Below are 14,606 nucleotides of genomic sequence, written 5' to 3' on the forward strand. Positions count from 1 at the left end.
GCGGGCTCAGTCCCGGGACGCCGTCCAGCCCTGCGTGACGATACGGGCGGCGTCCCCGGGGCGGGCCTCGTCGAACACCGTGCGGTGCCCGTCCTCGACCCGCAGTCCGTCGACGTACACCCCGCGCCCGACGTAACGCACGTCCGTCGCGTACCGCCACCGCAGTACGACGCTCCTGCCCTTGTACGGTGCGAGGTCCGCGCCCGCGCGGTGCCAGACCCGCCCGGACCAGCCCGTCACCGCCCCGCCGGGATGCGGCTTGGGCCGCTCCCCTTTGCGTACGGTCGTGAACGGCACCGCCTGCCAGGTCGCCCCCGCGTCCGCCGACGCCTCCAGCGTGAGCGCGTCCGCCGTGGGCTCGGTGTCCCACCACAGGTCGCAGCGGAACAGGCCCCGGTCCGAGGCGAGCCGCAGGGCGGGCAGGGCGAGCGTGGCGGTGGTCGCCGACGCCATCCCCGAGAACCAGGCGGTACGTCCGTGCTCCGGGCGTACCGCGACCGCGCGGGCCATCGCGTCGGCGGTCGCCACCCGGGGTGCGGATCCGGAGCGCCAACTGCGCACCGGGTGAACGGAGTTGCCCAGGAGGATGAGGAAGGAGTCGGTCGTCGGGTCGATGACCAGGCTGGTGCCGGTGAAACCGGTGTGGCCGGCGGTGCGCGGGGTGGCCATCGCGCCCATGTACCAGTGCTGGTAGAGCTCGAAGCCGAGGCCGTGCTCGTCGCCGGGGAAGGCGGTGTTGAAGTCGGTGAACATCAGGTCCACGGACTCCGGCTTCAGGATGCGGGCGCGGCCGTAGACACCGCCGTTGAGGAGGGTGCGGGCGAGAATCGCGAGGTCCCAGGCGGTGGAGAAGACCCCGGCGTGACCGGCGACGCCGTCGAAGCCGAAGGCGTTCTCGTCGTGCACCTCGCCCCAGACCAGCCCGCGGTCGATGCCCGACCAGGGCTTGCGGGCGTCCTCGGTGGCGGCGATCTTCGGCTTCCAGGAGGCGGGCGGATTGAACCGAGTGCGGTGCATCCCCAGTGGAGCGGTGATCTCGTCGTGGAGCAGTGCATCCAAAGTGCGAGCGGTGATCTTCTCCAGGACGAGCTGGAGCGAGATGAGGTTGAGGTCCGAGTAGAGGTACGCGGAGCCGGGCGGGCTCGCCGGGACCTCGTTCCACAGCATCTTCAGCTTCCCCTCGCGGGTCGGCTGCGAGTACAGCGGAATCCACGCCCGGAACCCGGAGGTGTGCGTGAGCAACTGCCGCACCGTGATCTCCGCCTTGCCCGCCGCGCCGAACTCGGGCAGGTACGAGGCGACCTTCGCCTCCAGCTCCAGCGCGCCCCGCTCGATCTGCTGCACCGCCAGCATCGACGTGAACAGCTTCGACACCGACGCCAGGTCGAAGACCGTGTCCCGGGCCATCGCGATCTGCCGCTCCGGCGGGAACTCCACCGCCGTGTCCGTCTTCTCGTCGTACGCGGAGTAACGCACCGCCATGCCGACCGGCTCGTGCAGCGCGACCGTGCCGCCGCGCCCGGCCAGCACCACGGCGCCCGCGTACCACGGGTACTTCGGGGACGGCCCCAGGAACCGCTTCGCCTCGGCGACCACGCGCTCCAGGTGCTCGGGCAGCAGCCCGGCCCGCGCCGCGGACCCGTACCGCAGGGTCGGCCGGGACCGACCCGCCGCACCCTTCGTCGAGCCGTCCGCCGCCTCGGCGGCCGGAATCGGGCTCAGCATCAACGCACCTCCCAGTGCCAGGGCCCCGCCCGCGAAGTGCCTTCGCCCCATGCCCCGGTGACCGCTTCCGTGACCGTCACCTCTGTGCGCATCATCCTCAGTCATGGCCACCAGCAGGCCAAAGCGCACCGCCCGTGTCAACGGTCCCAGCAGCCCCCAAGAATCTGACGCAGCATCAGAAAAGCTCTTCCGCTCTCCGCCCCGCTGCGGCATCCTGCCGCCCATGAAGACGGAGCTGAGCCAGAAACTGGGAGTCGAGCACGCCATCTTCGGCTTCACGCCGTTCCCCGCGGTGGCGGCGGCCCTCACCCGGGCGGGCGGATTCGGCGTGCTGGGCGCGGTCCGCTACACCGCCCCCGACGACCTCGCCCGCGACCTCGACTGGATGCAGGCCCACACCGACGGCAAGCCCTACGGCCTGGACGTCGTCATGCCCGCCAAGAAGGTCGAGGGCGTCACCGAGGCCGAGGTCGAGGCCATGATCCCCGAGGGCCACCGCGCGTACGTCCGCGAGATCCTCGCCAAGCACGGCGTCCCCGAACTCGCCGAGGGCGAGGCGTCCGGCTGGCGCATCACCGGTTGGATGGAACAGGTCGCCCGCAACCAGCTCGACGTCGCCTTCGACTATCCGATCAAACTCCTCGCCAACGCCCTCGGCTCGCCGCCCGCCGACGTCGTCGCCCGCGCCCACTCCCACGACGTCCTCGTCGCAGCCCTCGCCGGAAGCCCCAAGCACGCACGGCGGCACGCGGAGGCCGGGATCGACATCATCGTCGCGCAGGGGTACGAGGCGGGCGGCCACACCGGTGAGATCGCCACCATGGTCCTGGTCCCCGAAGTCGTCGACGCGGTGGGCGAGCTGCCCGTCCTCGCCGCCGGAGGAATAGGCAGCGGCGAGCAGATCGCGGCCGCGTTCGCGCTCGGCGCGCAGGGCGCCTGGCTCGGCTCCCTCTGGCTCACCACCGAAGAGGCCGACCTGCACTCCCGCGCCCTCACCGCGAAACTCCTCGCCGCGGGCTCCGGCGACACGGTCCGCTCCCGCGCCCTCACCGGCAAGCCCGCCCGCCAGCTCCGTACCCAGTGGACCGACGCCTGGGACGACCCGAACGGCCCCGGCACGCTCCCCATGCCGCTCCAGGGCCTCCTGGTCGCCGAGGCCAACTCCCGCATTCAGAAGTACGAGGTGGAACCCCTCCTCGGCACCCCGGTCGGCCAGATCGTCGGCCGTATGAACTCCGAACGCAGCGTCCAGGCCGTCTTCGACGACCTGACCCGGAGCTTCGAGAAGGCAGTCGCCCGCCTCAACCGCATCGCCGGAAGGAGCTGAACCGCGCATGACCGAAACCGCAGCCGGCACGGCACAACCCCCCAACGGCTTCTGGGCCCAGGCCGCCGCCGCCCCCGACCGCACGGTCCTCACGGCCCCGGACGGCACGCAGTGGTCGGCCGCCCAACTCCACTCCGCCGTCAACCAGTTGGTGCACGGCCTGCGCGCAGCGGGCCTGTCACGGGGCGACTCCTTCGCCGTCGTCCTCCCCAACGGCGTCGAATTCCTCACCGCCTACCTCGCCGCCTCCCAGGCCGGCTTCTACCTCGTCCCCGTCAATCACCACCTCACCGGCCCGGAGATCGCCTGGATCGTCTCCGACTCGGCGGCGAAGGTCCTCATTGCCCACGAGCGCTTCGCCGACACGGCGACGGCGGCCGCCGACGAGGCCAACCTCCCCGTCACCCACCGCTACTGCGTCGGCGAGGCCCCCGGCTTCCGCCCGTACCCCCGACTCCTCTCCGGACAGCCGGAGTCGCCCCCCACCGACCGCACGCTCGGCTGGGTCATGAACTACACCTCCGGTACGACGGGCCGCCCCCGCGGCATCCGCCGCCCGCTGCCGGGCAAGCTGCCCGAGGAGTCCTACCTGGGCGGCTTCCTGGGCATCTTCGGCATCAAGCCCTTCGACGGAAACGTCCACCTGGTCTGCTCACCGCTCTACCACACGGCGGTCCTCCAGTTCGCGGGCGCGGCCCTGCACATCGGCCACCCCCTGGTCCTCATGGACAAGTGGACCCCGGAGGACATGCTCCGCCTCATCTCCACCCACCGCTGCACCCACACCCACATGGTCCCCACCCAGTTCCACCGGCTCCTCTCCCTCCCCGAGGAGACGCGGCGCGCGTACGACGTCACGTCCATGCGCCACGCCATCCACGGGGCGGCCCCGTGCCCGGACCACGTCAAGCGGGCGATGATCGACTGGTGGGGGCACTGCGTCGAGGAGTACTACGCGGCGAGCGAGGGCGGCGGGGCGTTCGCCACGGCGGAGGACTGGCTGAAGAAGCCGGGCACGGTCGGGAAGGCCTGGCCGATCAGCGAACTGGCCGTCTTCGACGACGACGGAAACCAGCTCCCCCCGGGCGAACTCGGCATCGTCTACATGAAGATGAACACGGGCGGCTTCAGCTACCACAAGGACGAGGCGAAGACCCGGAAGAACCGCATCGGCGACTTCTTCACGGTCGGCGACCTGGGAGTCCTGGACGAGGACGGCTACCTCTTCCTGCGCGACCGCAAGATCGACATGATCATCTCGGGCGGGGTGAACATCTACCCCGCGGAGATCGAGGCGGTCCTCCTCTCCCACCCGGGGGTGGCGGACGCGGCCGTCTTCGGCATCCCGCACGGAGACTGGGGCGAGGAGGTCAAGGCGGTCGTCGAACCGGCCGAGCCGCCCTCCGAGAGCTTGGCCGCCTCCATCCTGGCCCACTGCGAGGGCCGCCTGGCGGCGTTCAAGCGCCCCAAGTCCCTGGACTTCATCACCTCGATGCCCCGCGACCCCAACGGCAAGCTCTACAAGCGCCGCTTGAGGGAGCCGTACTGGGGCGACGGGGAGCGGGTCGTGTAGGCGGGGTGGGGGGATGGTGCCCGAAGGGCATCCATCCAGGGGCGCGGGGAACTGCGCGACCAGCCACAACGAACCCGCACAGGACAGAGACCACAACACCCCCGCACGCCCGCGCACAGCCCACTCGTATCCCACGCACAAAAAGGGCCACGCCCCGGCGGAAAGGGGGGAATGAAGCCGCCGGAACGTGACCCAGGATTCGCCGCGTCGCGCTGAAACGCGGCGAATCCGCTAAACCAACCCGACCGTCACCGCTTGAACGCGTCCTTGGCCTTCTCGACCGATTCCCGTCCGTCACCCTTGGCCCGCTGTGCGCGGCCCTCGGCGGTGAGTCGCTCATTGCCCACGAGCCGCCCCGCGGTTTCCTTCGCGGCGCCCTGGACCTGGTCGGACTTGGCCTTGGTCTTCTTCTGCGCAGTCATGGTGTGCGCGCTCCCTTGCGTGTTGAGGCGTTTCCCTGACAGAAGATCGCGTGCCCCGCCATTCCGCCCGGAAACCCCCTCACCCCACAACAGAAATCCGCCCCTCCCACAGTTCCCCGATCCGCGCCGCCGACGTCCCGATCCCGCTTGGCCCGAGCCACCCGGGCCGCACGGGCGGCACGGGCGGCACGGGCGGTACCGGCGGCGCGTGGTGACGTACAAGATCCGCCTCCCGGTAGCGCGCGCAGCCCTCGTGCCAGGTCAGAATCCCCGACAGCCAGTTCTTCAATTCCTCGGCGTAGTGCATCAGCACCCCGCGCTGCGCCGCGTCGAGGCCGAATTCCTCGCACAGTTCGGGAATCTCCCCGCTCAGCACGTGCTGGAATTCGGCCATGCGCGCCTTCATCAGATCGACGACGACATCCCGCGCCTGTTCGATCCCGCACTGAAGGAAGTGCTGCACGACCAGCACCCCGTTGTGCATTTCCCCCTCGAATTCGATCTCCTTCTGGTACGAGTACAGGTCGTTCATCAGGGCCGCGTAGTCCATCGCCGCCCGCTCCATCGTCAGGAACGGCCGCGACCGGTAGATCTCCGGCGGCAGCGTGTTCCCGTGCGAAAGCCGCGAGAGGCTCATGGTCAGGTCCGAGCCGAAGGTGAACCGGCGCATCTCGAAGTAGTCGACCGGGTCGGGCACCCGGTCCTGCGCCTGGTTGGCCAGCTCCCACAGCCAGCTCGCCGTCATGTCCCCGACGGCCTTGCGGAACTTCCTGCGGGCCGCTGGCGCCATCGGGCCCGCCGTCCGCCGCCACAGATCGGCCAGCCCCCGCTCCAGCGGAGTCACCGGCACCTCCACCGGCGCACCCTCCAGCGGCATGAACAGCGCCAGCCGGTCGTTGGCCGCCTTCGCCCCGGCGAGGTCCAGCGTCCGCCCGTACAGGACGGGGAAGAGGTCGTCCCCGTACGTCCCCCACGCCAGCCACCCGGAGGTGAGGTCCAATTCGGCGAGAGTGGCGTCGGGATGGATGCCGGCCGAGCACAGTGCCAGGTCGTATGCCCGGATCTTCTCCTCGTTCCAGACCCCCGAGCCCGGCAGCCCCGGCAGCTCGTCGAGGATGCCCATCGCCTCGGCCCAGACCACCACGTTCTCCCGCGAGGCCTCCAGATACGGGCTGAGCCGTGTCTCGTACGGCATCCCCAGATCCGGAATCTCCAGGTGGCCCACCTTCTCGAACCGGTGCACCGCCACGTTCTTCAGCCGCGCCGGGATGCCGATCGCCAGCGACGCCAGCAGCTGCGAGGCCGCCGTCCCGAGCCCCTGGGGGCCGCCCAGCCCGTACGCCTCGGACGGCCCCCCGCCGTTCATGTACCGGCTGGAGCGCATGTGCCACTCGTGGCCGCCGGCCTGCCAGTCCTGGAGCCCCTTGACGTACGCGAGGACGTCGAGCCGCTCCTGGGGCCCGATGCCGAACTCCGCGAACAACGGCTCAAGCTCCGTGAAGACGGTCGTCTCGAACTGCTGGAGCCGTGAGGTGAGCAGGTCGTTGACGTGCTCGGCGGCCTGCTGGGTGGGGCAGTCGAGGAAGGTCTCCATGACCAGGACGCCGTTGGACAGTTCGCCCTCGTCGAGGATCTCCCTCTCGTACGAGAAGAGGTCGTTCCGCAGGTGCACCCCGTCCGAGAACGCGTCCCGCAGCACGCACATCGGCCGCGACGCGGCGATCACGTCCGGGACCTCGGCGTTCGCCACGTACTCCACGAGCCCCGCCGACCACGGCGCGCCGCCCACCTTGCGGCGCATCTCGATGTACTCGATGGGGTTGGAGATCCGCCCCTCGCTGATGTTCATCAGCTCCCACATCGACTCTTCGAGGAGGTGCTCGGTGGAGACCGCGAACCGGTGCCGCCACGCCTCGGACATCGACGGGCAGGTCCGCCGCCACAGGTCGGCGAGCCCCGCCTCCACCGCGTTCGTCGGCTCGGGCATTTCCGCGCCCGACGCGACGGGCATGAACATCGGCAGCCGGTCCAGGTACGCCTTCGCGCCGCGCATGTCGGGGCTGCGCTTGTACAGCTCCACGAAGTGGTCGTCGAAGAAGAACACCCACACGTACCAGTCGGTGACCAGCGCCAACTGCTCGGCCGTGCAGTCGGGATGGGTGTACGCGCACAGCAACGCGTAGTCGTGGCTGTCGAAGTCGTGCTCGTCCCAGATGTCCGAGCCTTCGATCATGACCATCTCGCGGGCCCACTCCTTGGAGTGCGTGCGCGCGTGCTCCAGGTGCGGATTGAGCCGGGCCGGATACGGCATGTAGAACTCGGGCAGCGTGAAGGGCTGGGGCATGGTTCGGGGGGCGCCTTCCGGTACGACAGCGGACCGCTTCACGCTAGGCATGCGGGAGGAAAAACGATCCTGGCCCCGGGCGATCACCTCCGAAGTGGTGAATCTTCGCCCGGGGCCGATTAACGATCTTGCTGGCGGTGAAGCGGCCCGCACAGCCGGTGCGGAAGGCCGCTCAGCCGGCCGGTGCGCAATCCCGCTCAGCGCTCCCTCGCCCACACCACCTTCAGCTTCGGCGAGGTCAGGATGTCCCACTCGCAGAACCGCGAGCCCACCCACTTCTCGCCCGCGTACAGCTCGGTCTGGTCGCGGTAGTAGGGGGAGTTGGGGTTCGAGGACTGGCTGTACGTCAGCAGGGTCTTGGCCACCGGGCAGGGACCCCCGTTCCAGCCGACCGCCTGGATGTAGCTCGACCCGGTGGTCACCTCCGTGTAGCCGCCGCCCGCCGCGTTCCAGACCGGCTCGACCTTGTTCCACACGCCCAGCGACTCGGTGCCGCCGTGGATCGGGATGCGCTTGCCGTTCCGTACGACGAACTGGTGCTGCCCGAGCGGCGCGTCCAGGGCGATGCCCGCCGCCTGCAACTCCGCCACCGCGCCCTTGAGGGCCGCCGCGAAACCGGGGGCCGCCGTGTTCAGCCCGCGCGGAGTACGTACCGGATCGGCCGCGTCGAACGGCGTCTTCCACAGCGTCGCCCCCGGCACGGACGACACCAGCGCCCGCCAGAACCGGTCGAAGAGCAGCGCGCCCCGGCTCCCGGTGTCCATCTTCCGGTCCCATGCCTTCAACACACTGCAAGCAGAGCCGAGTTGAAGCTCCTCGCACCCCTTCACGACCTCGTCCACCGTCAGGTCCGCGGCCGGAACCCGGTTGGCGAACTGCTGCTTCTGGAGGTCGGCGACCGTCAGCCGCCCCTTCTTCGCCATCGCCGCCGCGTCCTCGACCGCGCCTCGGGTGCGCATCGAACGCTGCGTGCCGACGTTCCCGAAGACCCGCTCGTACCCGGTGATCGGCCGGTCCGTATTGGCAAGCCAGGCACTGTCGTTGGAGTTCTCCGCGTACGGGGCGTTCTTCAGGGTCGGCATCTTCGACGGGCCGAAGATGCCGGGCTCGACCGCGTCCTTGTCGCTGCCCAGCGCGCAGTCCGTCCGCGAACCGTCCAGGATCGCCAGACCCGACGCGGGGTACGTGACCTTGCCGAGCGGTGCCGAGCAGCGCTGCGCCAGCTCGTCGGTGATGCGCGGCAGCACCTGCGACTGCGTGAACAGCGAGCCGCCCGAGGAGTCGGAGGCGATCGTGTTCACCCACGGCAGGCCCTGCGTACGGCGCAGCGACTCCTGAATGCCCGTCACGTCCCGTGCCTTGCTGAATCCGAGCGCGGTGTCCCCGGCGCGCAGGTTCGTGGCGTTCGGGTCGTTCAGCGCGTACGCCGTCGTGGCCGTCCAGGGCAGCGGGAGCTGGGCGCCGAGCCCGGTGACGACGGGTCCGTACCGGGTCCACCACTGGGTGCGGGTGACCGGCTGACCGCCCTTGACCTGCACGGTCACGGTCCGCTTGGTCATCGCCTCCCGCTTGCCGTCCACGACGTACACCGTCGGATCGTCCGGGGCGAGCGTGAGCTGATGGAGGTTCATGGTGGTGCCGGTGGCGACCGTGTGGCTCCAGGCGATGCGCGCCGTGTGCCCGATCGACACCGTCGCCGACCCGACCAACGAGCCGCCCATGACGTTGAGTTCACCCGGAATGGTCTGCTGCGACTGCCAGAAGCGGCGACCGCCCGACCACGGGTAGTGCGGGTTGCCGAGCAGCAGCCCCCGCTTGTTCGCCGTCGAACTCCCGCTGAAGGCAACGGCGTTGGACCCCATCGCCGCGTCCGAGGTGTCGAAGAACTTCCGTGCGGCCTCCGCCGGGTCCTCCGTGGTCCTTCCGGTACGAGGTCCGGTGGCGCCCGGCGGCTGGGCGGCCGTGATGCCGTCCGCGCCCCGCCCCTGCCCGCCCAGCACCGAGAACGCGTAGTTCAGGTGCTGCACGTCGGACAGCGACACCGGCCGCAGCCACTCGGCGCCCTTGCAGGCCGGATCGCTGACCCGGTTCTGCTCCAGCCAGGCGTTGAACCCGGCAGTCCAGCCCCGCATCAGCTCCTTCACCTGCGTGCCCGGCCCCACCGGGGCCGGCCGCGCGGTCAGCTTCGCGACGATGCCCGAGTCCCGAACGCCCTGGAAGAACAGGTCGCTCGCAAGGTTCGTCGACGCCGAGGACAGCGAGCCGTCCGGCTTGCCCTCCGCGCCGAAGAAGCGCGAGCGCTCGCCCCGGACGGTCGCGAAGCCGTCGGCCAGCGTGCACACCTGGTCGTTGGCCTGCGCCCACCCGTTGCCGAAGCCCAGGTTCGCGTAGTCCTTGGCCAGAATGTGTGGAATGCCGTACTCCGTGTACCGGATCAGGGCCGAGAGCCCGCCGCCCGAGGGCCGCCGCTCCTGGCCTTGGCCGTCGGCGGAGGCCGTCGGGGAGAGCGCGGTGGCCGCGGTGAGCAGGGCGACCGAGGCGACGGTGAGCGAGCGCGTACGGTGCCGGGCGGCGGAGCGGGATCTCGTACGGGTCCGGAGGGACAACGTGCCTCCCAACAAGGCGTCGCAACACGGGAGTTGCGAAAGGTGACCGAGATGTCACAGGCCACTCAGCCATTACCGGCCGGTACCTGTCAACATCCCGTCCGGTATGCGGCTGCTTCGTTTCCCTTGATTTGCCGCGCGAGGCACCGCAGGATCACGCCATGACGACACCAGGGACCCCCGGCCACCAGCCCGGCCGCCTGTCCGACCGGCTGGACGGCCTCCTCGACAGTACGGTCGACGGAGTACTGCGCGCCTCCGCCCGCCGCGCCCCCGACCGCACGGCCCTGCACTACCGGGACCGCTCCTGGACGTACGCCGCACTCGACGCGGCCGTCAGCACCGCCGCCGCCCACCTGCGCACCGCGCGCGGCCTCGCCGAGGGCGACCGGGTGGCGACGTACGGGCACAACTCGGACGCGTACCTCATCGCCTACCTGGCCTGCGCCCGCGCCGGGCTGATCCACGTCCCCGTCAACCAGAACCTCACCGGCGCGGACCTGACGTACATCCTGCGCCAGTCCGGCAGTTCCCTCGTACTGGCCGACCCGGACCTCGCCGTGCGCGTCCCCGAGGGCTTCGCGGTGCAGCCGCTGCGGGACGCGCCGGACTCGTTCCTCGACGCGCTGAAAGAACCCGTCCCGTACGAGCCGGACGGCAATCCGCTCGCGCCCGTGCAGCTCCTCTACACCTCGGGGACCACCGCCGACCCCAAGGGCGCGATCATGACGCACCGCGCCCTGGTGCACGAATACGCCAGCGCCGTCGAGGCGTTGGACCTCGCCGACACGGACCGGCCGGTCCACGCCCTGCCGCTCTACCACTCGGCCCAGATGCACGTCTTCCTCCTCCCGTACCTCGCGGTCGGCGCGGAGAACACCCTCCTCGACGGGCCGGACGCGGGCACGCTCTTCGACCTGGTCGAGGCGGGCCGCGCGGACAGCTTCTTCGCACCGCCGACCGTGTGGATCTCCATCGCCAACCACCCCGACTTCGCGACCCGCTCCCTCGACGGCCTGCGCAAGGCCTTCTACGGGGCGTCGATCATGCCGGTCCCCGTCCTGGAACGCCTGCGCGCCCGCCTCCCCGACCTCGCCTTCTACAACTGCTTCGGCCAGAGCGAGATCGGCCCGCTGGCCACCGTGCTGCGCCCGGAGGAGCACGAGGGCCGGATGGACTCCTGCGGGCGACCCGTCCGGCACGTCGAGGCACGCATCCTCGACGAGAAGGGCGCGGAGGTCCCGGACGGCACGGCGGGCGAGATCGCCTACCGCTCGCCCCAACTCTGCCTCGGTTACTGGGGGACGGACGACCAGGACCTCTTCGCAGACGGCTGGTTCCGCTCGGGCGACCTGGCGGTGCGCGACGCCGAGGGCTACTTCACGATCGTCGACCGGGTGAAGGACGTCATCAACTCCGGGGGAGTGCTGGTCGCCTCCCGGCAGGTCGAGGACGCCCTCTACACCCACCCCGCCGTCGCCGAGGCGGCCGTGATCGGCCTGCCCGACGAACGCTGGATCGAAGCCGTCACGGCCGTCGTCGTCCCGCGCGACGCCTCCCTGACGGAGGATCAACTCCTGGCCCACGCACGCGAGAAGCTCGCCCACTTCAAGGCGCCGAAGCGCATCGTGTTCGTGGACGAGCTGCCGCGCAACGCGAGCGGGAAGATCCTCAAGCGGGAACTGCGGGACCGGTTCGCCGGATAGAGGCGGCTACTTCGGGCGGCGGTCGACGATCCGCTTGAACTTCCCGACCGACCGCTCCAGGGTCTCCGGGTCGACCACCTCGACCCGGGCGGACACCCCAATGCCGTCCTTCACGGCCGCCGCGACCGCCTTCGCGGCGGCCTCCCGCTCCTCGCCGGTCGCATCCGCCCGCGCCTCGGCCCGTACGGTCAGGCAGTCCATCCGCCCCTCCCGGGTCAGCATCAGCTGGAAGTGCGGGGCGAGCGCGGATGTACGCAGCACGATCTCCTCCACCTGCGTCGGGAAGAGGTTCACCCCGCGCACGATGACCAGGTCGTCGCTGCGTCCGGTGATCTTCTCCATCCGCCGGAAGGCGCGCGCGGTGCCCGGCAGCAGACGGGTGAGGTCCCGGGTCCGGTAGCGGACGATCGGCATGGCCTCCTTGGTCAGCGAGGTGAAGACCAGCTCCCCCTCCGCACCCTCCGGCAGCACCTCGCCGGTGATCGGGTCGACGATCTCCGGGTAGAAGTGGTCCTCCCAGACGTGCAGCCCGTCCTTGGTCTCCACGCACTCCTGCGCGACACCGGGCCCGATCACCTCCGACAGCCCGTAGATGTCGACCGCGTCGATCGCGAACCGCTCCTCGATCTCCCGCCGCATCTCCTGCGTCCACGGCTCCGCCCCGAAGATGCCGACCTTGAGGGAGGTGGAGCGGGGATCGACGCCCTGCCGCTCGAACTCGTCGAGGAGGGTGAGCATGTACGAGGGGGTCAGCATGATGATCTCGGGCCTGAAGTCCTGGATCAGCTGGACCTGACGGGCCGTCATGCCGCCGGACGCGGGAATGACCGTGCACCCGAGCCGCTCCGCCCCGTAGTGGGCGCCGAGCCCACCGGTGAACAGGCCGTACCCGTACGCCACATGGACCTTGTGGCCGGGCCGCCCCCCGGCGGCCCGGATGGAGCGGGCCACCATGTCGGCCCACATCGAGAGGTCGTTCTTGGTGTACCCGACGACGGTCGGGCGGCCCGTGGTGCCGCTGGAGGCGTGCAGCCGGCGGATCTCGTCCTGCGGCACGGCGAACATCCCGAAGGGGTAGTTCTCCCGCAGATCGGCCTTGGTGGTGAACGGGAACAGGGCGAGATCGGCGAGCGAACGGCAGTCCTCGGGCTTCAGCCCCGCCTTGTCGAAGGCGGCCCGGTAGTGCGGCACGTTCGTGTAGGCGTGCTGGAGGCTGCTCTGCAACCGCTCCAGTTGCAGGACTTCCAGCTCCTCGCGGCCGAGTCGCTCCGTCGCGTCGAGCAGCGCCTTCATGGATCACTCTCCCGTACCGGCATACCCAAAATGGACGACCGATCATTCGGTCGTGCAGCGTCCGGGGTCAGTAATTCAGGATCGACGGCCATCTGGCAAGGGGTCGTACGGGGCGGAACGACCGACTTCCGGGTGTCCCGCCTCCATGGGCGAGGCGAAACACCCCAAACTATGGTGTATCGGTAGAAGTAGACCGGCTCACCATCACCGCACCGAGGCAAGGACGGCCAGAAATGCACCAGCCCGTGACGCAGCGTCGACTCCGCAGAACCGCAGTGGCCGTCCTGATGGCGGCGGTGGGCGCGGTGGGCCTGTCGGCCTGCAACGACGACCACCCCGCCCCGGCGGTGACGACCACGGTCACCGCCCCCGCTCCGACCGTCACCGTGACGGCCACGCCGACCCCGACCCCGACCCTGTCCCCGTCTCCGCCCGCCTCCGCGGCGGCGGCGGGCAAGCCGGACGTGGTCCTCACGGGGGACCCGGAAGCGGCGTCCAAGGAACTGGACCGGCTGAAGGCGACGGGCTGGTGGAACCCCAACAAGATCGAGTACGCGGACGATCCGGTGACCGCGCTCCAGCAGTTCGACAAGTGGCTGGCGAAGGGGTACGTCGCGCCCGGCGGAGGATGGACGCCGGAGGGGGAGGCGGCGGTGCAGGCGGCGAACGAGGGCGGGCCGGAAATGTAGCGCTCCGGGGGACGGGCGGGCTCGGATCGGGCGGGTTCGGGCCGGGCGGGCTCGGATCGGACGGGCCACCACCTTGGCCGCCCGATCCGCCCCCTGCGGGGGCCCCGAGGGGAGTTGGGGGCGGGGGCCTGTTTGGATGGGGGGATGGCTGACCTTTCCACCCCTGATGAAGCCCCCCTCGCGGGCGACACCGAACCCCTCCGCGTACGCCTCGCCGCAGGCAACCGCATCGCGTACCGCACCTGGGGCACTCCGACCGCCCCGCCGGTCGTCCTCCTGCACGGCCGCACCATGACCGGCGCCGACTGGACGGACATCGCCGAAGCCCTCTCCGCCACCCGCCGGGTGTACGCCCCGGACGTGCGCGGACACGGCAGCAGCGACCGGCCCGGCGACTACCACTACCCCCAACTCGTCGCAGACGTATGCGAGTTCCTCGACGTCCTCGGCCTGGACCGGGTCGACCTCGTCGGGCACTCGATGGGCGGGGCGATCGCGCTCCAGGTCGCCCAGGCCCGACCGGAGCGGATCGCCCGGGTCGTGCTGGAGGACGCGCTGCCGCCGTTCCCCCTGGACCCGCCGCGGGCCACCGATCCGCGCCCCGCCCAGGAGGAGATCGATGCCCTCGACTTCGACTGGGACCTGATCCCGCACACCGACGAGGGGGCCAACCACCCCGATCCGGCGTGGGAGGCGGGCCTGGCGAAGATCACCGCGCCGGTGCTCGTGGTCTCCGGCGGCGAGGCGAGCTTCCTGCCCGACGCGGAGCAGCAGAAGCTGACCGACCTGCTGCCGGACGCCCGCCGCGTGACGCTCCCCGTGGGCCACCTCATCCACCGGAACGATCCGGAGGGATTCCTGGCGGAACTGCGGACCTTCGGTATTTACTGACAGGCGCCGCACCCCCTTCCCCGCCCAGGA

The 14,606-nt window shown here is 70.5% G+C and carries 10 protein-coding genes; 5 read left to right on the forward strand and 5 right to left on the reverse strand.

Translation table 11 applies throughout. The features are described 5' to 3' along the window. Positions 1-6: 6 nt before the first annotated feature. Complete coding sequence (locus IE269_RS36130) at positions 7-1,830, reverse strand: serine hydrolase domain-containing protein (RefSeq protein ID WP_189827527.1); 1,824 nt, start codon at positions 1,828-1,830, stop codon at positions 7-9. 118 nt (positions 1,831-1,948) lie between these two features. Between IE269_RS36130 and IE269_RS36135 the strand changes: the two genes are divergently transcribed. After that, the gene (locus tag IE269_RS36135) at positions 1,949-3,052 is read left to right on the forward strand and encodes a nitronate monooxygenase (RefSeq protein ID WP_189827528.1); all 1,104 of its coding nucleotides are present in this window, start codon (positions 1,949-1,951) and stop codon (positions 3,050-3,052) included. Between the two features lie 7 nt (positions 3,053-3,059). Further along, entirely contained in the window at positions 3,060-4,625 is a 1,566-nt protein-coding gene (locus tag IE269_RS36140; RefSeq protein ID WP_189827529.1) for an acyl-CoA synthetase, read from the forward strand. Between the two features lie 248 nt (positions 4,626-4,873). Here IE269_RS36140 and IE269_RS36145 read toward each other — a convergent pair whose 3' ends face one another. The 3 genes from IE269_RS36145 to IE269_RS36155 all read right to left on the reverse strand — a co-directional run bounded on the left by IE269_RS36145 (position 4,874) and on the right by IE269_RS36155 (position 9,997). Then, positions 4,874-5,047, reverse strand: a complete 174-nt coding sequence (locus IE269_RS36145) for a CsbD family protein (RefSeq protein ID WP_189827530.1) — start codon at positions 5,045-5,047, stop codon at positions 4,874-4,876. Positions 5,048-5,126: 79 nt separating this feature from the next. Then, positions 5,127-7,391: a terpene synthase family protein gene (locus IE269_RS36150; protein ID WP_189827531.1), complete on the reverse strand. Its 2,265-nt coding sequence runs from the start codon at positions 7,389-7,391 to the stop codon at positions 5,127-5,129. Positions 7,392-7,588: 197 nt separating this feature from the next. Next, a complete protein-coding gene (locus IE269_RS36155) occupies positions 7,589-9,997 on the reverse strand; it encodes a penicillin acylase family protein (RefSeq protein ID WP_189827532.1) in 2,409 nt (802 codons plus the stop codon). Positions 9,998-10,158: 161 nt separating this feature from the next. Between IE269_RS36155 and IE269_RS36160 the strand changes: the two genes are divergently transcribed. Then, the gene (locus IE269_RS36160) at positions 10,159-11,703 is read left to right on the forward strand and encodes a fatty acyl-CoA synthetase (RefSeq protein WP_438817660.1); all 1,545 of its coding nucleotides are present in this window, start codon (positions 10,159-10,161) and stop codon (positions 11,701-11,703) included. 6 nt (positions 11,704-11,709) lie between these two features. Here IE269_RS36160 and paaK read toward each other — a convergent pair whose 3' ends face one another. Further along, a complete protein-coding gene (gene paaK, locus IE269_RS36165) occupies positions 11,710-12,996 on the reverse strand; it encodes a phenylacetate--CoA ligase PaaK (RefSeq protein ID WP_189827533.1) in 1,287 nt (428 codons plus the stop codon). Between the two features lie 233 nt (positions 12,997-13,229). Here paaK and IE269_RS36170 point away from each other — a divergent pair, with 233 nt between their 5' ends. Continuing rightward, positions 13,230-13,685, forward strand: coding sequence for a hypothetical protein (locus IE269_RS36170; protein ID WP_189827534.1), 456 nt, complete (start codon positions 13,230-13,232; stop codon positions 13,683-13,685). A 144-nt stretch (positions 13,686-13,829) separates the two neighbouring features. After that, complete coding sequence (locus IE269_RS36175) at positions 13,830-14,576, forward strand: alpha/beta fold hydrolase (RefSeq protein ID WP_189827535.1); 747 nt, start codon at positions 13,830-13,832, stop codon at positions 14,574-14,576. Positions 14,577-14,606: the final 30 nt, after the last annotated feature.

The organism is Streptomyces spiroverticillatus, assembly GCA_014650415.1.
Taxonomy (GTDB): Bacteria; Actinomycetota; Actinomycetes; order Streptomycetales; family Streptomycetaceae; genus Streptomyces; species Streptomyces spiroverticillatus.